Annotated in this window: 19 protein-coding genes; 10 read left to right on the forward strand and 9 right to left on the reverse strand. The window is 63.3% G+C overall.

What is annotated here, in order from left to right; genetic code table 11:
* From dhaL to NKI21_RS01315, 7 genes are all read left to right on the forward strand, one after another.
* Positions 1-603, forward strand: coding sequence for a dihydroxyacetone kinase subunit DhaL (gene dhaL / locus NKI21_RS01285; protein WP_023811614.1), 603 nt, complete (start codon positions 1-3; stop codon positions 601-603).
* The gene (gene dhaM / locus NKI21_RS01290) at positions 600-989 is read left to right on the forward strand and encodes a dihydroxyacetone kinase phosphoryl donor subunit DhaM (RefSeq protein WP_013528085.1); all 390 of its coding nucleotides are present in this window, start codon (positions 600-602) and stop codon (positions 987-989) included. Before dhaL ends, dhaM begins: the two co-directional genes overlap by 4 nt.
* 21 nt (positions 990-1,010) lie before the next feature.
* Positions 1,011-1,313, forward strand: coding sequence for an HPr family phosphocarrier protein (locus NKI21_RS01295; protein ID WP_023811613.1), 303 nt, complete (start codon positions 1,011-1,013; stop codon positions 1,311-1,313).
* Complete coding sequence (gene ptsP / locus NKI21_RS01300; RefSeq protein WP_128302875.1) at positions 1,297-2,883, forward strand: phosphoenolpyruvate--protein phosphotransferase; 1,587 nt, start codon at positions 1,297-1,299, stop codon at positions 2,881-2,883. The genes NKI21_RS01295 and ptsP overlap by 17 nt, the downstream gene beginning before the upstream one ends.
* 11 nt (positions 2,884-2,894) lie before the next feature.
* Positions 2,895-3,317 (forward strand): hypothetical protein, encoded by a 423-nt coding sequence (locus tag NKI21_RS01305; protein ID WP_128302874.1) that lies wholly within the window; start codon positions 2,895-2,897, stop codon positions 3,315-3,317.
* Positions 3,318-3,406: 89 nt separating this feature from the next.
* Positions 3,407-4,393 carry a dihydroxyacetone kinase subunit DhaK gene (gene dhaK, locus NKI21_RS01310; protein WP_128302873.1) on the forward strand — a complete coding sequence of 329 codons (987 nt, stop codon included), beginning with the start codon at positions 3,407-3,409 and terminating at the stop codon, positions 4,391-4,393.
* 63 nt (positions 4,394-4,456) lie between these two features.
* The gene (locus tag NKI21_RS01315) at positions 4,457-5,476 is read left to right on the forward strand and encodes a nucleotidyltransferase family protein (protein ID WP_023811609.1); all 1,020 of its coding nucleotides are present in this window, start codon (positions 4,457-4,459) and stop codon (positions 5,474-5,476) included.
* A 7-nt stretch (positions 5,477-5,483) separates the two neighbouring features.
* On the opposite strand, the gene NKI21_RS01320 is transcribed toward NKI21_RS01315, so the two are convergent.
* From NKI21_RS01320 to NKI21_RS01335, 4 genes are all read right to left on the reverse strand, one after another.
* Positions 5,484-6,461: a phosphoenolpyruvate carboxykinase (ATP) gene (locus NKI21_RS01320; protein ID WP_023811608.1), complete on the reverse strand. Its 978-nt coding sequence runs from the start codon at positions 6,459-6,461 to the stop codon at positions 5,484-5,486.
* Positions 6,458-6,892, reverse strand: coding sequence for a lasso peptide biosynthesis B2 protein (locus NKI21_RS01325; RefSeq protein ID WP_023811607.1), 435 nt, complete (start codon positions 6,890-6,892; stop codon positions 6,458-6,460). Before NKI21_RS01325 ends, NKI21_RS01320 begins: the two co-directional genes overlap by 4 nt.
* A complete protein-coding gene (locus NKI21_RS01330) occupies positions 6,892-7,176 on the reverse strand; it encodes a PqqD family protein (RefSeq protein WP_013528093.1) in 285 nt (94 codons plus the stop codon). The genes NKI21_RS01325 and NKI21_RS01330 overlap by 1 nt, the downstream gene beginning before the upstream one ends.
* 445 nt (positions 7,177-7,621) lie before the next feature.
* Positions 7,622-8,404 (reverse strand): DUF2259 domain-containing protein, encoded by a 783-nt coding sequence (locus tag NKI21_RS01335; RefSeq protein ID WP_031213397.1) that lies wholly within the window; start codon positions 8,402-8,404, stop codon positions 7,622-7,624.
* 209 nt (positions 8,405-8,613) lie between these two features.
* Between NKI21_RS01335 and NKI21_RS01340 the strand changes: the two genes are divergently transcribed.
* The 3 genes from NKI21_RS01340 to NKI21_RS01350 all read left to right on the forward strand — a co-directional run bounded on the left by NKI21_RS01340 (position 8,614) and on the right by NKI21_RS01350 (position 12,714).
* The gene (locus NKI21_RS01340; RefSeq protein ID WP_352439747.1) at positions 8,614-10,521 is read left to right on the forward strand and encodes a propionyl-CoA synthetase; all 1,908 of its coding nucleotides are present in this window, start codon (positions 8,614-8,616) and stop codon (positions 10,519-10,521) included.
* 115 nt (positions 10,522-10,636) lie between these two features.
* Positions 10,637-11,719 (forward strand): acyltransferase family protein, encoded by a 1,083-nt coding sequence (locus NKI21_RS01345; RefSeq protein WP_023811604.1) that lies wholly within the window; start codon positions 10,637-10,639, stop codon positions 11,717-11,719.
* Positions 11,720-11,955: 236 nt separating this feature from the next.
* Entirely contained in the window at positions 11,956-12,714 is a 759-nt protein-coding gene (locus NKI21_RS01350) for a metallophosphoesterase family protein (RefSeq protein ID WP_023811603.1), read from the forward strand.
* Between the two features lie 74 nt (positions 12,715-12,788).
* On the opposite strand, the gene NKI21_RS01355 is transcribed toward NKI21_RS01350, so the two are convergent.
* From NKI21_RS01355 to NKI21_RS01375, 5 genes are all read right to left on the reverse strand, one after another.
* Positions 12,789-15,176, reverse strand: a complete 2,388-nt coding sequence (locus NKI21_RS01355; protein ID WP_352439750.1) for a polysaccharide biosynthesis tyrosine autokinase — start codon at positions 15,174-15,176, stop codon at positions 12,789-12,791.
* 225 nt (positions 15,177-15,401) lie between these two features.
* A complete protein-coding gene (locus NKI21_RS01360; protein WP_013528099.1) occupies positions 15,402-16,298 on the reverse strand; it encodes a UTP--glucose-1-phosphate uridylyltransferase in 897 nt (298 codons plus the stop codon).
* A 74-nt stretch (positions 16,299-16,372) separates the two neighbouring features.
* The gene (locus NKI21_RS01365; protein ID WP_352439751.1) at positions 16,373-17,341 is read right to left on the reverse strand and encodes a glycosyltransferase family 2 protein; all 969 of its coding nucleotides are present in this window, start codon (positions 17,339-17,341) and stop codon (positions 16,373-16,375) included.
* Positions 17,331-18,281: a glycosyltransferase family 2 protein gene (locus NKI21_RS01370; protein WP_023811600.1), complete on the reverse strand. Its 951-nt coding sequence runs from the start codon at positions 18,279-18,281 to the stop codon at positions 17,331-17,333. Before NKI21_RS01370 ends, NKI21_RS01365 begins: the two co-directional genes overlap by 11 nt.
* Positions 18,281-19,276, reverse strand: a complete 996-nt coding sequence (locus NKI21_RS01375; protein ID WP_352439752.1) for a glycosyltransferase family 2 protein — start codon at positions 19,274-19,276, stop codon at positions 18,281-18,283. Before NKI21_RS01375 ends, NKI21_RS01370 begins: the two co-directional genes overlap by 1 nt.
* Positions 19,277-19,306 lie beyond the last annotated feature (30 nt).

Here is a 19,306-nt window from a genome sequence, read left to right on the forward strand (position 1 = left end):
ATGGCGGCATTGAACCTTGCCCGGCTGATCGCGGCCGCTGCGGATACCATTGCCGCTCACGCCGAGGAGTTGACGGCGCTCGACCAGGCGATCGGCGACGGCGACCACGGGCTGAACATGAAGCGCGGCTTCGAGGCCGTGCGCGCCGAAGCCGAAGCATTTTCGGCCAAACCGCTGCCCGATGCCCTGAAGGCGATCGGCACCAAGCTGGTGATGACGGTCGGCGGCGCCTCCGGCCCGCTATTCGGCACCCTGTTCCTGGCGCTCGGCAAGGAGATTTCAGCGGCGCCTAATCGCGCCAATCTGACGGCAGCGTTCGGCAAGGCAATCGAAGCGGTGGCCGCGCGGGGCAAATCGCAGATCGGACAAAAAACCCTGCTCGACGTGCTGCAGCCGGTGCATGACGCGCTGCTGCAGGGAAAGACAGCTCTTGAAATCGCCGATATCGCCGACGCGGCGGCCGAGGCGACCGTGCCTATGAAAGCCTTGCGTGGCCGCGCCTCGTTCCTTGGCGACCGCTCGATCGGCCACATGGATGCCGGTGCACGTTCGACCGCGCTTCTGGTGCGCACGATCGTCGAAACGTTGGAAGGTCAGCCATGAGCAATGTCGGCATCGTCATCGTTTCGCATTCGCCGCTGGTTGCCGAGGGCACGGCCGACATGGTGCGCCAGATGGTGGGCGACGAAGTGCCGCTTGCATGGTGCGGCGGAAACGGCCATGGCGGGCTCGGCACCAATGTCGAGGCGATCATGGGCGCCATCGACAAGGCCTGGTCGGAAGCCGGTGTCGCCATTCTGGTCGATCTCGGCGGTGCCGAGACCAACTCGGAAATGGCGGTGGAGATGATCGGCGAGCCACGCTCGCACAAGATCATCGTCTGCAACGCGCCGATCGTCGAAGGCGCGGTGATGGCGGCGACCGAGGCCTCAGGCGGCGCCTCGCTCAGGGAAGTGGTGGCGACGGCGCACGAATTGTCGCCGTCGTGAGTGAACGGGAAGCTTGAAGACATGTCCGCATCCGCCGAAGCGACCGTTGTCGTCACCCACGAGGTGGGCCTGCACGCGCGTCCTTCGGTGAAGTTCACCAAGCTGGCCAAGACTTTCGCCGCCGAGGTGGAAATAGCGCTGGCCGCCAACGGGCCATGGTTCGACGCCAAGAGCATCGTCAAGGTGATGGCGGCCAAGGCGCCGAAAGGCACGCTGCTGCATATCAGGGCCAGCGGCGACGGCGCCGATGATGCCGTCGATGCGCTGGTCGAGCTGGTGCGCCGCGATTTCGACGAAGGCACGGACCATGTCCGAACCGCTTAGGCTGCAAGGCATTTCGGCCTCGGCCGGCTATGCCGAAGGGCCGCTGTTCGATCTCGACCAGACTGTCGGCTCCTATGTCGGCAAAGAAACGGCCGACGACGAGAAGGCGGCGCTCGAAACCGCAATCGCCATCGCGGCGGGCCGCCTCACCGCATTGATAGACGCGGCTGAAGGCGACGCCGCCGACATCCTCGAGTTCCAGATCGCCATGCTGGAAGATGATGCGCTGAGCAGCCCGGCCTTTGCCGCTATCCACGCCGGCCAGCCGGCCGATCAGGCATGGCGGCAGGCGCTCGACGCCGAAATCGCCGGCTACGATGCTTCCGACCAGGATTACTTTCGCGCACGTGCCGCCGACATACGCGACATCAGGGATCAGGTGCTGCGGGCACTGACCGAGGCTGGTGACGTCCAGGTTCCAGCCGGCGCCATTCTCTGCGGCGAGGACATCGCGCCGACGCGCTTTCTCGAATCCGACTGGAGCAGCGGCGGCGGCATCGCGCTGAAGGCGGGCAGCACAGCCAGCCACGTCGCCATGCTGGCGCGCTCGCGCGGCGTGCCCATGATAGTCGGGCTTGGTGCTTTGCCGGCTCACTTTGCCGGCATTGCACTGCTCGATGCCGAACATGGCGGCATCGTGCTGTTGCCGTCCAAGGCTGAAATCGACGCCTTCCGCCAATTGTCTTCGTCGTTCACGGTGCGCCGCGACCAAGCCGGGACTTTCCTGGCGCGGCCGGCGGCGACCAGGACCGGCACGCCGGTACGCGTGCAGGTCAACATCGCCGACCCGTCCGAAGTCGACGGCATCGACATCGCCACCTGCGACGGTGTCGGCCTGATGCGCACCGAATTCCTGTTCGGCAAGTCGCTGCCGGATGAGGAGACGCAGTATCGCGCCTACCGCAAGGTGCTGGAGTGGGCCGGCGACAAGCCGGTGACGATCCGCACCGTCGATGCCGGCGGCGACAAGCCGGTGCCAGGCTTCACGGTCGACGAGAGCAATCCGTTCCTCGGCCAACGCGGAATCAGGCTGTCGCTGGCAAGACCGGAGGTGTTTCGTGTACAGATCCGTGCGCTGCTGCGCGCCGCCGTGCATGGCAGTCTGAAAGTGATGTTCCCGATGATCGCCATTGTTGAGGAATACAGGCAGGCAGCGGCGATGTTCGCCGAGGAGCAGGCGGTGCTTGCCACGCGCGGCATCGCGCACAAGATGCCGCCGCTTGGCATCATGGTCGAGGTGCCTTCGGTGGCGATCGTGCCGGAAGCCTTTACTGATGCCGCCTTCTTCTCGATCGGCTCCAATGACCTCACCCAGTATGTCATGGCGGCTGCCCGCGATAACGCTGCCGTGGCGCATCTCAATTCGGTCCGTCATCCAGCCGTGCTGCGGCTGATCGCTGCCGTGACCGCGTTTGGCGAACGAGAAAAAATACCGGTCAGCCTGTGCGGCGATGCCGGCGGCGATCCCGCCTCGATACCGTCACTGCTCGAGGCCGGCCTGCGCGATCTTTCCGTCGCTCCGGCGCAACTCGCCATGGCCAAGGCAGCCATCGCGGACGTTTCTGTCTAGGCGCGGCTGGCATGGTCGACATCAAACCCGAACCTGGCTCCGAGGAGGCGATCCGCGCCTACAAGACGATCCTGTCGCACGTCATCGACCAGCGCCCATCCGGCATGCGCCAGCGCCTTGCCGATGCGCTCGGCAAGCACCGCAGCTTCGTCACGCAGATTTCCAGCCCGGCCTATTCGATCCCGATTCCGTCAAAACATTTGCCGGCTATATTTTCGGTGTGCCATTTCAGCCCGGCCGAGCGTGACCAGTTTCTCGCCGCCTACCATCAGGCGCATCCGGGAAAAATGTCGATCGCATCAGGCATGCGCAAGACGCGGCATGTCTCGCTGATCGTGCCGGATTTCGGCGACGACAAGCAGAACGCCGCGCTCGACAAAGCGGTAAACGACTTCATCCAGAAGATCACCAGCATCACTGGCAAGGGTAGCTGATCGAACGCTTTGTTTTACGCAATTCCGGAAAAAACGCGACACACTTTTCCTGGAATTGTTTGGAAGGCCTATTTCCGGAGGAGACGATCGTGAAGAAGTTCATGAACTCGGTGGACACGGTGCTGACCGAGAGCCTCGACGGATTCGTGGCCGCCCATGCCGACATCCTGGTGCTTGGCGACGCGCACAAATTCATCCGGCGCAAGACCTTGCGGCCGGGCAAGGTGGCGCTGATCTCGGGCGGCGGCTCCGGCCACGAGCCGCTGCATGGCGGCTTTGTCGGTCACGGCATGCTGGACGCCGCCTGCCCCGGCCAGGTGTTCACCTCGCCGACACCGGACCAGATGCTGGCGGCGGCGCAAGCCGTCGACACCGGCGCCGGCTGCCTGTTCATCGTCAAGAACTATGAGGGCGACGTGATGAACTTCGACATGGCGGCCGAGATGTCGGAAGGCGTCCAGCAGATCGTGACCAATGACGATGTCGCCGTCGAGAATTCTTCTTATACGACGGGCCGGCGTGGCGTCGCCGGCACGCTGGTGGTGGAAAAGATCGTCGGCGCGGCGGCCGAACATGGCCTGGCGCTGGCGCCGTTGAAGGCGCTGGGCGACCGCGTCAACACGGCAACCCGCTCGATGGGCGTGGCGCTGACCAGTTGCACGGTGCCGGCGGCGGGCAAGCCGACTTTCGGCATCGGCGACGGCGAGATGGAATTCGGCGTCGGCATCCATGGCGAGCCCGGTCGCCGGCGCGACACGTTGAAAAGCGCCGATGCGATCGCGCAGGAGATTTGTGCCGCGATCCTGGGCGATCTCGGCGACAAGGCGAAAGGCCCGGCGCTGCTGTTCGTCAACGGCTTCGGCGGCACGCCGCTGATGGAACTCTATCTGATGTACAACAGCGCACGGCTGATCTTCGAGAAGCGTGGCGTGACGGTGGCCCGTTCGCTGGTCGGCTGCTACGTCACTTCGCTCGACATGGCCGGCTGCTCGATCACGCTGACCATGCTCGACGACGAGACGACCGGATTTTGGGATGCGCCGGTACACACGGCAGCGCTGCGCTGGGGTATGTAAAGCTGGCTTCCACCCTGCTTTTCTGCAACATCTTTCCCTTCAATCGCAACATTGTCCGGGTTGATGCTGCCACCGCTTACCCCTGCCGAAGAAAAGCTGCTGCTGCGCTACGCAGATCCGGAAGCGCCGACTGTCGACGTCGATAATTTGTCGGCAAAGACGCTGATGTCGCTGCTCGACAACGCCGAATTCCATGGCGTCCTGCCGATCATGCTGCGCAAGCTCAGCGGCGACGCGCAACTGCCATCGGATCAGGAGTTGGGAGACAAACTGGAGGACCTGCGCCAGAAAGCGACGATCGCCACCGGCCAGTCGATGCTGTTGAAGTATCATGGCGACCGCATCATGAAGGGACTGGCGGCGGACAATATTCCGGCGCGGATCGTCAAGGGGCCGGCCTTCGCGCGAAAGCTCTACCGCAACGTCGCCGACAGGCCGTTCACCGATATCGACATCCTCGTCGAACCCGCCAATCTGGCCAGGGCAAACCGGGTGATCGCGGCATGCGGCTTCGAGCTTGGCAGCAACGAGGCCGAATCCTACGAATTGCAGGAATTCAAATGGCTCGAAAAGGAGAATTCCAGCCTGCTGGTCGAACTGCATGGCGACCTCGTGCATGACACCGGCATGCGGCGGCGCCTGTCGCTGGGTTTCCCAGAATTGCGCGCCATTGACGGCGACGCGACCGACACGCCGGCGGCTCTTCTGACGATCGCCATCGTTCACGCCGCCGGCGGCCACAAATTCCACCGGCTGCAGCTTTGCGTCGACGTGCTGCAAGGGGTGCGGGCGCTGCAGTCGCCGGAAGCGGAAACATGCCTGTTCGATGCTGCCCGCATGACCGGCATCGAACTCGAACTGGCTGTTGTGCTCGATGTGACGGGCCAATTGTTCAAGGAGAGCCGAGCGCTTGAACTCGCCGCCCGGATCAAGCCCGATCTCTCGATACGGCTGGCCAAGCGGTTGATCACCACGAATACGCTGCTCGGCGTCAATTCCAGGGACAGACTGGGCTCGCGCCTGCGCCGCGACGCCTTCCGGTGGATCCAGAGATTGGCCAAGGCCAGGCCGCAAGTAGCCTGACTTGACGTCAATCCAGGGTGGCGCTGATCAGCGCCGCAGCGTCAGCCGGGCGCGCGCCCACCTCCAGCCGGAAGGTCGGCACCGCATTGACCAGCCCGCCGATGGTCGCCAGCCGGCGCTTCTGCATGGGCAGCAGCCCGGTCATGCCCGTGCGGACATTGTCCACTGCCAGCGCCACCATTGCGTCGGTCCCGGCCATGGCGACGAGCCGGGTCTGGCTGTCGGCGGAACGCGCCAGGTGCAGGAGGGCCGCCACCGGCCGGGCGGTCGCGTTTTCGACCCGAACGATCCCACTCAGCCTTTCAAGCGGGACGGGCTGTTCGCTGTTGCGATCCCACGTCTGGCCAAGGCATCGCGCCACCTGCGGGATCATTTCGGCAGTCTTCTGGTGGATTTTTACGGCGCGCGGCAAGCCCCAGGCGACGACCTTGCCAGAAGCGACATTCAGGATCATGGCGTCGTCGGAGCAGAGGCCAAAGCCCTGTGTTGCCAGCGCGAGCGACGTCGTGGTCTTGCCGGTGCCGCTCGGAGCATGGATCAGCACCACCGCATCGCTGTCCGGCAACGTCAAGCCGGCAGTGTGCAGCATATGCTGGCCACCGGCGTCGAGCGCGGCGTCGAGCACCAGCATTGCCGGTGTCCACGCGGCTTTCGCGCCAGGGCGGATCCGGAGTTCGGCCCAGCCCGCCACGCCATTGATGGCAACGGTCTGACGCTCGGGAAAGACCAGATGGATGATACCACCATCCTCGATCATCCGGCAGTGACCATCCTCCGGCACCTCGCCATCGAAGACGAGGGATCCGTTGGGTGCCTCGTCCAAGGTGACTGTCTCGGCGATCTCGAGACGAAAGTCCGGCTCGACGGGTTCCGCGATACGCAGGCTGCCCAGCATCCGGTCGAAATCCTGCCACAGCTCGGGGCGCTCGGCCGATATGCCAAGGATCAGGCCGTTGAGGCCATAGCAGGCTGAAGGTCTGGTCAAGCGGGGCGCGCCTTTACGGCATCGGCATGATGACGATAGATTTCGACCATGCCGGGAAGCTTGTCGCTGACCACCGGCCTGCCATCGAGGCAGACCCAGCAATGCGCTGCCAGGCGCTGCGCTTGCATCGACTGCGGATCGACGCCGAAGCGCAGGTCCGGATCGAAACCGGCTAGGCGCAGGAAACGATGACCTAGCAGACCCTCCCTCAGGCACCTGCGGTCACGCATCAGCCAGGGATGGCGGACGGCGCGGTTGACACTCGCGACGATGTAGGCGGACGGCAGACCGCGATAGGGCGTCGACGAGGCGAGCGGCGCCCATTTGAGCACCTCCTCGAAGCTCCGGTTGGTGACAAGGACCGGCATCAGCCGCGCGCTTGCCCAGAGATGGCAGCGAAACAGAGCGCGCAGGAGCGGGCCGTCAGCCATCAAGCACCTGGCGCGGCGAGGATACCTTCAGAGATCAGATCCGTGGCCAGTGCCGCCATGTCCTGATCGAGCGTCCCCTTGTCAACCTCGAACTCCTCGCAAAGCAGGTCGACGATCTGGTCGAGGTTGCGCGCGCCGTCCACCTTGTCGAGAAAGGCTTCGGTCGTGCCGTTGCATGTATAAAGCTGGCCGCTGCGCGCCAAAAGCACGACTGCGCCATCGCCCACATGCTGCACGGAGGCATCCTCGGCTAGCCGCAGAACGGTTCCAGAGACTATTTCCACCACGCCCCTCCAAGCCACGCTCATCCCGGAAATCAGATAGCGCGGAGGTGGAGCGCTGTCTATCAGCCGATCATGGGAGCCCAGTGCACCGGACCAACGGCTTTGCTGACAGATTCTCCGCCCCAGTCGCGTTAGAACCTGCTCGGTTGCGTCTTCCCGGCCGCATTCGTCCCAGAAATAGTCATCGGTGAAATGTGACAAGCAGCGGGCCGGCCGGCAGCGGACGTTGCATTTCTTCCCCTAAGTAAGATAAAACCTGTCCGGGTATTGGGGAGATAGCGTATGCGTTACAATTGGGAGCGAGCTCCGACGAGCTTCGAACGTCACAGAAAAGCGCTGGCTACAGCCATTTTGATCGCTGGCGGCATTGGCTTCATGCTTGTGGCCCTGCCGATCTAGAAACAACCTTCAGACACAGCGGCTGCCGGCGCCTGGGCGCAACCTCTCAGCGTGGCTGCCCGGTCACCGCGAGGAAGCGACGATCGCGCCCCTCGAAACCCTGGCTGAAACGCTGGACCAGCACGACGATCACCGCCGGCTTGCCGGCCGGGGTGAATTGGTAGGATTCCGACAGGCTGTAGGAGGTCGGGCAGTTTCTTGAGCCCGGCACGGTCTTGTCCTCGTGCAGGATCTTGATCGGCTTGCCATCCTGGCCTTGGAGCGTCAGCCGGAAGCCGAGCGCCTTGCCTGCCTTCTCACCTTGAAGTGGCTTTTCCCCTTGAAGTGCCTGGTCGCCTTGCTGCGTCGCATCGAAACTCGCCGAACAATCGGTCGCGCTGGCCGCCAGGATTTCGTCGAGCTGGATGGTCGAAATGCCTGTTTCGCCATGGAGCGGCGCCAGCCATTTCCGCGACACCTGTTCGAGGCGGGAGATGTCGTTGTAGGCAACCATTTCGCCCGGGAAGGTAAACTTGTCGGAAGCGGCCTGCTCGGCCACAGATGTGATCGCATATTGGGCGAGAACGGGCGCTGCCTGAGCGGCGGCCTGCGCCCTCGCCTGCTCCAGGGTCAGTGTCGCTTCCTCCGTCTCGTCGACGACGAGGATCGGCTTGCCGCCAACCACCTGATCCGTACGGGTATCGATGATATCGATCTGCGACCAGCCGGAGTCCGAGACACCGGCGTCGAGCGTTCCATATTGCTCGAAGGCGAAATAAGCGCCATCCGGCGAAAAGCCGATGATGTGCCGTGCCGCGGCATCGCCGGCTTCAGCGGTTCCGGTGGACATAGCAAGTAGGGCGCCCGTGACCGATGATTGCGCAAAGCGCCCGATGAACCGCACAGCAGCAAACATCACCAACCCCAATCCTGTCTCGCAATTCATAGCTGCTTGCCCCCAAGCGCCAGGTCGATGCCGTCGCCACAATGGCGTGGATTTGCGGCCAAGGTTAGAGCGCGCTATCTGGAAGGAAGAAAACATTTCCCGGGGAGGTACGGATGGCTTCACGCTATCACGAGGTCTATGAAGGCTGGAAGCGCGACCCGGAGCGCTTCTGGGCGGACGCGGCTAGCGGCATCGACTGGTATTCGCCCTGGGACAAGGTGTTCGACGCCGCGGCCGGCGTCTATGGCCGCTGGTTCACCGGCGCCACCTGCAACACCTGCTACAACGCCATCGACCGCCATGTCGCGGGCGGGCGCGCCGATCAGATCGCGCTGATCCATGACAGCGCCATCACAGGAATGGTCAGGAAGTTCACCTATGCCGAGCTGAAGCGCGAGGTGGTTGCACTCACCTCTGTGCTGAAGAATCGCGGCATCGGCAAGGGCGACCGCGTCATCATCTACATGCCGATGGTGGCCGAGGCGGCCATCGCCATGCTCGCCTGCGCCCGCATCGGCGCGGTGCATTCGGTGGTCTTCGGCGGCTTTGCCTCGCATGAGCTTGCCACCCGCATCGACGATGCCAGGCCGAAGCTGATCATTTCGGCATCCTGCGGCCTGGAGCCGGGCCGCGTCGTTGCCTACAAGCCGTTGCTCGACAAGGCGATAGAGATCTCCCGCCATAAGCCGGACGCCTGCCTGATCCTGCAGCGCGACCAGTTGCGCTGCGAGATGAAGGAGCATTTCGACATCGACTATGCCGATGCGGTCGCCCGCGAACGGGCAGCGGGCGCCAATGTCGATTGCGTGCCGGTGCTGGCCACCGATCCGCTCTACATCATCTACACATCGGGCACGACCGGCCAGCCCAAGGGCATCGTTCGTGACAATGGCGGCCACATGGTCGCGCTGAAATGGACGATGGAAAACGAGTTCGGCGTCAAGCCGGGCGAGGTGTTCTGGGCGGCGTCCGATGTCGGCTGGGTGGTCGGCCATTCCTACATCGTCTATGGACCGCTGCTGCATGGCTGCACCAGCATCCTGTTCGAGGGCAAGCCTGTCGGCACGCCCGATGCCGGCACCTACTGGCGGGTGATAGCGGAGCATGGCGTGGTCGCGCTGTTCACCGCGCCGACCGCATTCCGCGCCATCAAGGGGCAGGACCCGAAGGGCGAGTTCATTGCCAAACACGACCTCTCGAAATTCCGCACGCTGTTTCTTGCCGGCGAGCGCGCCGACCCGGAAACCATCAAATGGGCGGAGCAGAAGCTAGGCGTGCCTGTGGTCGACCATTGGTGGCAAACCGAGACCGGCTCGCCGATGACGATCAATCCCGCCGGCCTTGGCCTGCTGCCGGTGAAATACGGCTCGCCCGGCGTGCCGATGCCCGGCTACGACATCCGCGTGCTCGACGATGCTGGCCATCAGGTGCCTCGCGGCACACTGGGCAATGTGGTGGTCAAACTGCCGCTGCCGGCCGGCTGCCTGCCGACGCTGTGGCATGCCGACGCACGGTTCCGCCAAGCCTATCTCGACGAGTTCCCCGGCTTCTACAAGACGGCGGATGCCGGTATGGTCGACGACGACGGCTATCTCTACGTCATGGCCCGCACCGACGACATCATCAATGTCGCCGGCCACCGGCTTTCGACCGGCGCCATGGAAGAGGTGCTTTCGGCCCATCCCGATGTCGCCGAATGCGCGGTCATCGGCATTGCCGACGCCATGAAGGGCCAGGTTCCGCTGGGCTTCGTGGTGTTGAACGCAGGTGTAACCCGCGATGTCGGCTCCATCGAGAACGAGGTGGTCGGCCTGGTGCGCGAACGCATCGGCCCGGTAGCCGCCTTCAAGACGGTGGTGACGATCAAGCGCCTGCCCAAGACGCGTTCGGGCAAGATCCTGCGCGGCACCATGCAGAAGATCGCCGACAAGGAAGAATGGACCATGCCGGCGACGATCGACGATCCGATCATCATCGAGGAGATCACCAAGGCCCTGAAGGACCGTGGGATCGGCCTTTGAGCGGCTGAAGGCTTTGGCTTGTCGAGGCCGCTTTTCGGATCGACGAGCAATCTTTTATTGTGCAACGCAGCAATGCGCCCTACAGTGCTTGCGGGGGGCCATCGACACAGGTCGCATGGCTCAAAAGAAGATTACATTTGGCGGCGTCGACATCCTGCGCTTTCTCGCCGCCCTCATGGTCATGGTTTACCACTATGGCTTCTGGGTGTGGGCGTATCCGGACGGTGTTTCGGCGCGCGCGACGGGCGGCGTTCCCCCGCAGCCGGCAATAGGCGCCTGGGTCGAATCCGGCTGGGTCGGCGTCCAGATCTTCTTCGTCATCAGCGGTTTCGTCATCGCCTTCAGCGCCGAAAGGTCGACACCCCTACAGTTTTTCGAAGCAAGGGTGAAACGGCTGGCGCCGGCGGTTTGGATCTGCGCACCGGTCACGGCGGTGGTGCTGCTGCTTGTCGGCCTCAGTTGGCCGACCGATGCCGTTATCAGGCTCCTACGCACCGGCCTGTTCGTTCCGTACGCGCCTTGGGTGGACAGCGTCTACTGGACGCTGGGCATCGAGATCGCCTTCTATGCTATCGTCTGGATCTTACTCAGCCTTGGCCGCTTCCATCTGATGGAGATTGTGGCCGTCGCCATCGGCTTGGTCAGCACGCTGTTTTGGTGCCTGTATTACCCGCTCGGCTGGGCCGATCTTGCCGAAACACGCACGCTCGCCCTGCTTCTGGTGCATCACGGCGTTTTCTTCGCCACCGGCGTCATGCTGTGGCTGATGCGCTTCAAGGCGGTGACAGGCGCCCGACTTGCCTTCTGCGCCCTGTTCCTGGCCGGTGGTGTGCTGCAGATCGCCAGTTCGGTCGACGTTCATATCCTGAAGGTCGGGCGGGATATGCCGTTCGCGCCGCCGATCCTCATCTTCCTCATCGGCATCGCGCTGATGGCATGGTCGCTGCGGCTCGACCTTTCCTGGAGCGGCTGGCGCCGGATCGGCCTGATGACCTATCCGCTCTACCTGCTGCACGATGTCGTCGGCGCGGCCCTGCTCGGCATCCTGGTCCGCGCCGGTCTGCCACATCTGTTCTCGATGGCGGTCGTCGGCGCGACGATGATCGCGGCAAGCTGGCTGGTGGCGATCGAGGCCGAACCACGCATCCGGCTGCTGCTCGACCACACCGTTTTCCGTTATCGGCTCAAGGCAGCCTGACGACGATCCGGCATTACCGGCCCAACGGCCGACGTAAAGCATGTCGCGCCTGAGCGGATTCAGGCTTTGTTTCCACACAGGCCGTTCTTCCAAAACCGAGCTCATTTTTGGGCGACATGCATTGGCGGTCCCAACCCGGCGTGGTTGCATTTTCCACGATTGCGGAATTCTCCGTTTTGGTCAAGATATCAGGCGCTTATGCCTTCCGCATGAGAGTTCGCCTCGAGACGCCGCACGTGACCCTGTTCCAGCGAAAACCCCGCATCGCGGCGCGTCCGCGCCTGGATATCGACATGCAGGATGCCGTTGTCTACGCGATCGGCGACGTGCATGGCTGCTACAAGGAACTCCGCGCCCTGGAGCAGAACATCCTGCTCGATTCGCTGCGCTTCCAGAGCCGCAAGATCATCGTCATGCTTGGCGACTACATCGACCGGGGGCTCCAGTCGGCGCGGGTGCTCGATCACCTTCTGGCGCCGGCGCCGAAAGGGTTTCAGCGCATTTGTCTTGCGGGCAACCACGAAGTGGCCATGCTGAACTATCTCGACGGACATTTGTCGCGCGAGCCCTGGCTGGCGACGGGCGGCCTGCAAACCCTGTTTTCCTACGGCATCGATCCGGCGCGCCTCACCAGCCTCTACGGGAGCAGCGCGCAGATCGACAGGCGCATAAGGGAGATCATTCCAGAGGATCACGTCAGCTTCCTACGCGGGCTGCCGATCATGGTCCGTTCGCGGAAGTTCGTGTTTGTCCACGCCGGCATCAGGCCCGGCGTCGACCTTGCGGCGCAAACCGACCACGACCTAATTACCATCCGTTCGGACTTCTTCGAGGCAACACACCTGCTCGACCGCTGGGTGGTGCACGGGCATACGCCGGTGGATGTCCCGAAGCTCGAAGGGCGCCGGCTCGGCATCGACACAGCCGCCTTCCAGAGCGGACGCCTGACCGCCGTCAGGATCGCCGACAAGCAAGGCAGGCTGATCTTCTCCTGACGCATCGATGTTCAGGTGTGCTGACCTGAAGATCGATACACCTCAAAGTGGCCCCACGCGCGCAATGACCGATGTCAGACCGGCGCCTTGCCGCGCACTTCCGACTTTTCCAGATAGTAGCTCGAATATTTATCGAAGAACTTTTCCGAGCCACCGAACGATCCGTATTTGGCCAGTTTCTTCAAATCGACCTTGTTCAGCACCGCGCCGACGATCTTGTTGGCGACATAGGGTTCGGATTCCAGCATCGACCTGACCATCGCGCGAGGCGTGCGCCCCCACTCGGTGACCAGGACAAACCCGTCGACCAAGGGGGCGAAGGCCTTGGCGTCGACCACCGGTCCGAGCGGCGGCAGATCGACGACGATGTATTCGAACGTCTCCTTGGCGTTCTCGATGAAGCGCCGCATGCCGGCCGAGGAGAGAAGTTCGCTGGTATGCGAGAAGTGACCGCGCAGCACCGCCGGGATGATCGCCAGCTTCGTCTGCCTGTCGATCTTGCCGACAGACTGCCAAGTCTGGCCGCTGACAACCGCTTCCATCAAACCCTGCTCGGCTTCCATGCCAAGGCCCCGGCTGAGGCCGGGATTGCGCAAGTCGCCGTCGATCAGCAGCGTCTTGGCGCCATTGGCGGCAAGCAAGCCCGCGAGATTTGCCGCGACCGTCGACTTGCCCTCGCCGGGAAGCACCGAGATAATGCCGATGACGCGGCTGCCTTGCCCTTCCATCACGACGTCGAAGGCGATCTTGGCGCTGCGCAGCGTTTCGGAGAACATCGAGGCTGGAGAATCGATGCTGACCCGCATGCGCGCCCGCCTTTCGGCCGCCGACAGCGATTGAGTGGTCTTAGCGTCCACCTGGATATCGCCCGGCTTTTCTTCCTTGCCGAGCTTGCCGCCGATCGTCGGCAGATAGCCGAGGAATTTCAGGTTGACGCGGTCGCGCACGTCCTCGCCGGTCCTGAAGAAGCGTTCATTGAACTCGTTCAGCCCACCAAAGCCGGCGCCCATCAGCAGGCCAAGCACCAGCGAAAGTCCGAGCACGACGATGGTGCGCGGGCTTGACGCGGCAAACGGCATCGAGGCGTCCGAGATGATGCGGATTTTGCCGACCGGGAAGGATTGCTGCTGCGCGGCTTCCTCGTAACGACCCAGGAATGTTTGATAGAGCGTGGTGAGCGCCGTCGCCTGCTGATCGAGTTCACGCAGCTTGACTTGCGTCTGGTTGTCGACGGAACTCTTGCCTTGCGCGGCCGCGACGTTGGCCCTGAGCGCGGTCTCGCGTGCCTGCGCCACCTCATATTCGTTGCGATAGCTTTCGGTCAGCTGCTTCAGCTCGCCGAAAATCTGCGTCGATATGTCGGCCTTCTCCTTGGAGAGAGCCACCGCCTGCGGGTGCTCGGGGCCGAAATTCGCCTCGACGTCCTGCAGCCGCTTGGCCACTGTGAGGTAGCGGGTCTTGAGCGCCGATATGACCGAACTGCTTGGCTGGTCGCTCGATATGGCGGCATCTTTGAAGGCGTTTTCGGAGCCGCTGTCGACAATGGCCTTGTACTGCTGGTAGCGGGCGCTGGCGCGTGCGGTGTCGGCCTGCGCCACGATAAGCTGGGCGTTGAGGTCGGAAAGCTGCTTGTCGCTCATCAGCTGGCCATCGCTGTTGGCGGCCAGCCCATGTTCGGCCCTGAATTTCTCAACCGCGAGCGAAGCTGCCTGCGAACTCTGGCGCAGCTCCGTCAACCGGCCCTGCAGCCACACCGCAGCCCGCTCGGTGGCATCGAAGCTCGCATCGAGCTGATCGGCGAGATAGGCATCGGCATAGGCCTTGGTGATGGCGTTTGCCAAGGCCGGATCCGTCGCCTGATAGCCGAGCGCGATGACGTAGCTTCGGCCGACGCGTTCCGCCCGGATCTCGTTCTGCAGCTTGAGGATAGCGTAGTCGCGGCGCGACGTGGCGATCAGCGCATCGCGGGCGGCGGGGTCGAGCTTGCTGAAGTCGGCGCCACCCGGAAGGGAAGGGCTGGGGCGGACATACTGGATCACGCTGCGGATGAGGCCTATGCCTTGGGCAAGCGCCGACTGGGGCGGATTCATGAACGTGTCGTTCTGGTCGAGCTTCAGCTTGTCGACGACCACGGCGGCAAGCCGCGTCGAGGTCAGGATCTCGATCTGGCTCAGGATGGCGGAATCGGTCTGCATGGTTGTCGACGCCGCCGAGATATCGTCGACAATCTTGTTCAAGCCTTCGTCGATCAGCACGCTCGCGACCGACTGATATTTGGGCGGCGTTGTCTGCAAATAGAACAGGCCCAGGAAGAGACCGATGACGGCACACACGGCAACCACCTTGGCCTGCCGTGCGGCCATGCCAAGCAGCCGCTCGATATCGATGAAGTCTTCGCCGTCTCCTGCGTCCGAATTCGGCAATGGCATCCTCTTGTCGAGAGGAAAATTGGCATAATTCATCTTCGGTCCAATTCTAGAGCCGGTCCGTCGCAATGGGCTCTATCTCACTGTTTCAACATGATCTTTTCCGGAAACCGGGACCCACTTTCCGGGATCATGCCTTGGCTTGCAGGCGCCTCGAAGATCGGGAGCATCGCCAGAAGCGAAGCAAGCGTCGTGCCAGACGGCGAGAACCTGCCGGCCCCTCTTCGCCAGCCATCGGACCATGCTCCCGAAAGATGGGCATTATGCGGCTTCTTCCTGGCGTTCATGCGACCGGACGAACTCCTGAAGCATCTCGAAAACCGGACCCTTCATGTCATCGCGCGCCAGCGCGAAGGCGATGTTGGCCTGGATGAACCCTTCCTTGGAACCACAGTCGAACATGCGGCCGAGGAAAGGCTGGGCGAAGAACGGCTGATCCTTCGACAGACGAACCATGGCATCCGTCAACTGGATCTCGTTGCCGGCGCCGCGCTGCTGATTGCCCAGAAGAGCGAAAATCTCGGGCTGCAGGATGTAGCGGCCGTTGATGTAGAAGTTCGACGGCGCATTGGCCGGCGCCGGCTTCTCGACCATGGCCGTCACCTCGAAACCGCCACCGATCTCGGCGCCACGGCCAACGATGCCGTATTTGTTGGTCTCGCTCGGTTCGCAACGCTCGACGGCGATCACGTTGCCGCCCGTGCGCTCATAAAGCTCGACGGTTTCGGCTAGGCATCCGCGCCCGCCGAAGGACACCATGTCCGGCAGCAGCAAGGCAAAGGGCTCGTTGCCGATAACCTCGCGCGCGCACCAGACGGCATGGCCGAGGCCTTGCGGCGATTGCTGGCGGATGAAGCTGGTGGCACCGGCCACAGGCAGCATGCTTTCGAGCGCCTCCAGCTGGGTCTTCTTGCCGGTCTGCTCCAGGGTGCCGATCAATTCCGGATGCAGGTCGAAATAGTCCTCGATCACCGCCTTGTTGCGACCGGTCACGAAGACGATGTGCTCGATGCCCGCTTCGAAGGCCTCGTCCACCGCATATTGCACGACAGGCCTGTCGACCACGGGAAGCATTTCCTTCGGCATCGACTTGGTCGCCGGCAGGAACCGTGTTCCAAGCCCCGCCACCGGTATCACGGCCTTCCTGATTTTCTTCATCGCAAATTCCTTCTGAGGAGATCGACTTCAGTCCATTCACAGGCCACGAAAAATCCCTCCATGTGCCTGCATCTTCACCTCCCCGCCCCAACGGCAAATTGTGCCGCCATTCTTCGCAACCGCACGGCGATCGGCATGCCCATATGCCTGACCGCCGCCGGGTCGCTGAGCGCTGTCCGGATCGCCTTGAGCGGGGACCGCGCCTTGATGTGCTGTACCAGTGACAGAAACGATGCCGCCTTGCGCAGGCTGCGGCCGCGCCGGGCAAACGCGGCTTGCGCAGCCTCATCCATCGCATGGGTTTGAGCGAACTCGGCATCTGCCTGGCTCATCGCTTCGACGTGGTGAAGCTCGAGCACGCGCGAGATGGAGCCGCTGCGGATATGATAGGCATAGCCGATATCAGGCTCGACCACGCATTTGCCACCCCTGGCCAGGGCTTCGGCAAATAGGACGTAGTCTTCGCCGATCCTCAGCTTTTCGTCGTAGCGAAGCCGGTTTTCGTTCAGGAACTCGCGCTGGAAGATCGGCTTGAGATAGCCGAGGTTGAACTTGGATTCGAAGACAACGTTGCCGGCGATGTAGGTGGCCAGCGAAATCTCGCGCAAGCCTTCCAGATACTGCCGCGGAAACATCGCGTCCTCGATGACGCCATCTTCGCGAACGACCTGCAGATTGTCGACGGCGATCTGGGCATCCGCGCTTTCGGCACGAGCGATCATGGCCGCGAGCCGGCCGGGAAAGACCGCGTCGTCGGAATCGAGAACCGCGATCCATCTGCCTTGGGCGGCGTCGAGGCCGGCATTCCTGGCGCCGCCGGGGCCGCGGTTGCTGGCCAGGGCGACGACACGGACGATATCCCCTGGATAGGCCCGCGCCACGTCGAGCGTAGCATCGCGCGACTTGTCGTCGACGACGATGATTTCGACGCTGACACCCTTCTGGGCGATGGCGCTGGCAATCGCCCGATCAAGGGTCGCCTCGGCGTTGTAGGCGGCAATGACGAAGGAAACATCGGGGACAGAGCTGACGTCAGACTGCACGCTTGCCTCCCTCCTGTGGCGACGGCTGGCCATAGAGGCGGATTTCGCGGATGCCGACGAGGCCGCTGACGACACCGACATGCATAATGCCGCGCAGCACGCTGCGGTTCCTGCGGACCGGACTGACGACGACCGGAAGTGCCGAGGCGAAGCAATAGATGGCCTTTGCCGAGGCCAGGCCGACCTGCTTGACCAGGCCGATGCCGCTGGCGCTGCTGCCCAGGAGATGGCCATGCGTCTGGCCGACGCGGAAGCGGCGGCGGCCGAGCCAGTCGAATGCCGCCCTGGAGCGCGGCACCACTTCGTCGACCCAGGCCTCGGGCGAGAACGCGATGCGGCCGCCCGCCTTGTGCATCTGATCGAAGAATTCGGTGTCCTCGCCGCCGGTCTGGCCACGCGCCAGGCTGAAGCGGCGGCCGCGCAGGCTATCCGAGCCCATCCGCAGCAGAACATTGCAGGTGTAGCCGGTGCGGATCTCGCCGCGCACCCAGACGGGCAAGGTCGAATGGAAATCGCCGCGCCGCATCCAGTCCGGCGCATCTGGGCGATAGCGCGCCCTGACCGGGCCGAGCACGACGGCGACACCGCTTTGCTGCGCCATCACGACCAGTTCGGCGAGCCATTGATGCGTGGCCGTCTCGTCGTCATCGATGAAGGCGACGAAATCCGCTGTGCTCGCATCGAGGCAGGCATTGCGGGCGATCGAGATGTTGCGCGCCGGGGCATGCCGATAGTGGATCGGCACCGTCAATTCCCGCGACAGCGCCGCCACCAGATCACGGGCCGTCGGGGTGTCGTCATTGTCGGCGACGATAATGCGGATATCGAATCCCGCCGGCATCTCCATGGCGTCGAGCGAGCGCAGCGTGTCAGCCAGCTCCGGCCGGCGGAACGTGCAGACGCCGATGTCGATGCTGCGGTTCTTTGCCGACACCGCCATCAGGCCACTCCGCGTCGCGAGCCGAGACCGAGAAGCTGCAGCCAGAAGCCAACCGACCAGCCAAGATGCATGACCATGGCCGAGACACCGGCCAGCGCAACGTCAGCCTTGCGCTGGCGGATAGCCGCCACCAGTCCGTAGCCCAGGCACACCGACACCCACAGCAACAAAGGCACTGCCGCAATCCAATGCACGAAGGAGAAGGCCGCAAGAAGAACCACCGGGAAGACCGCCAGCGGCAGCATCTGCCGGATCTTTGGGATGACGCGGTGCTTCAGCACATTCTTGGCACGCCCGCGACCGTAGCCGAGATACTGGAAATAGAGGCCTGAGAGCGAGGCGCGCGGATAGTAGACCATCTGCGTCTTGCCACTCATCCAGATCTTGTAGCCGGCCTTGCGCAGGCGGTAATCGAGCTCGGCGTCCTCGTTGTGGCTGAACGTTTCGTCGTAGCCGCCGACGGCGCCGAACGCCGATATCCGCATCAGTGCATGATGGCCGTGATCGATCCACTGTCCCTGCGAAAGATGCCGATGCTTCGAGCCGCCGGTGCCGAGCTTGGAGTTCTGCGCCGCGGCGGCCGCCTTCTGCACGGCGCCGCTGCCGCTGGTCAGCATCGAAACGACGACCGAATCCGCTGATGTAGCCAGGGCTTCCTCGACCAGTCGGTCGCAATAATCGTCGGGATAACCGCCATGTGCATCGATGCGGATGAGATAGTCGGCACCATCGCCGAAGGTACCGACGGCGAGATTGATCGCCGCGCTTTGGATGCGCCGCTTGTTGTGGAGCAGGATAACCCGCGGGTCCCTGGCAATGACGTCCTCGACGATGGAAAGCGTGCCGTCGGTGCTGCCGCCGTCGGCGACGATGATCCGGGCGCCAAGCCGGGCGGCCGCGGGCCGCAGTTGATCGAGCAGCGCACCGATATGGGCGGCTTCATTCAGGCACGGAATAACGATCAGGTTGGATGAGGGTCTTTCGGTTTGCGTCATCAACCCCTGTCCATCTTGCCTCTGTCCATC

Origin of the sequence: Mesorhizobium sp. M0715 (genome assembly GCF_040320355.1) — a bacterium.
In the GTDB taxonomy this organism is placed as follows: domain Bacteria; phylum Pseudomonadota; class Alphaproteobacteria; order Rhizobiales; family Rhizobiaceae; genus Mesorhizobium.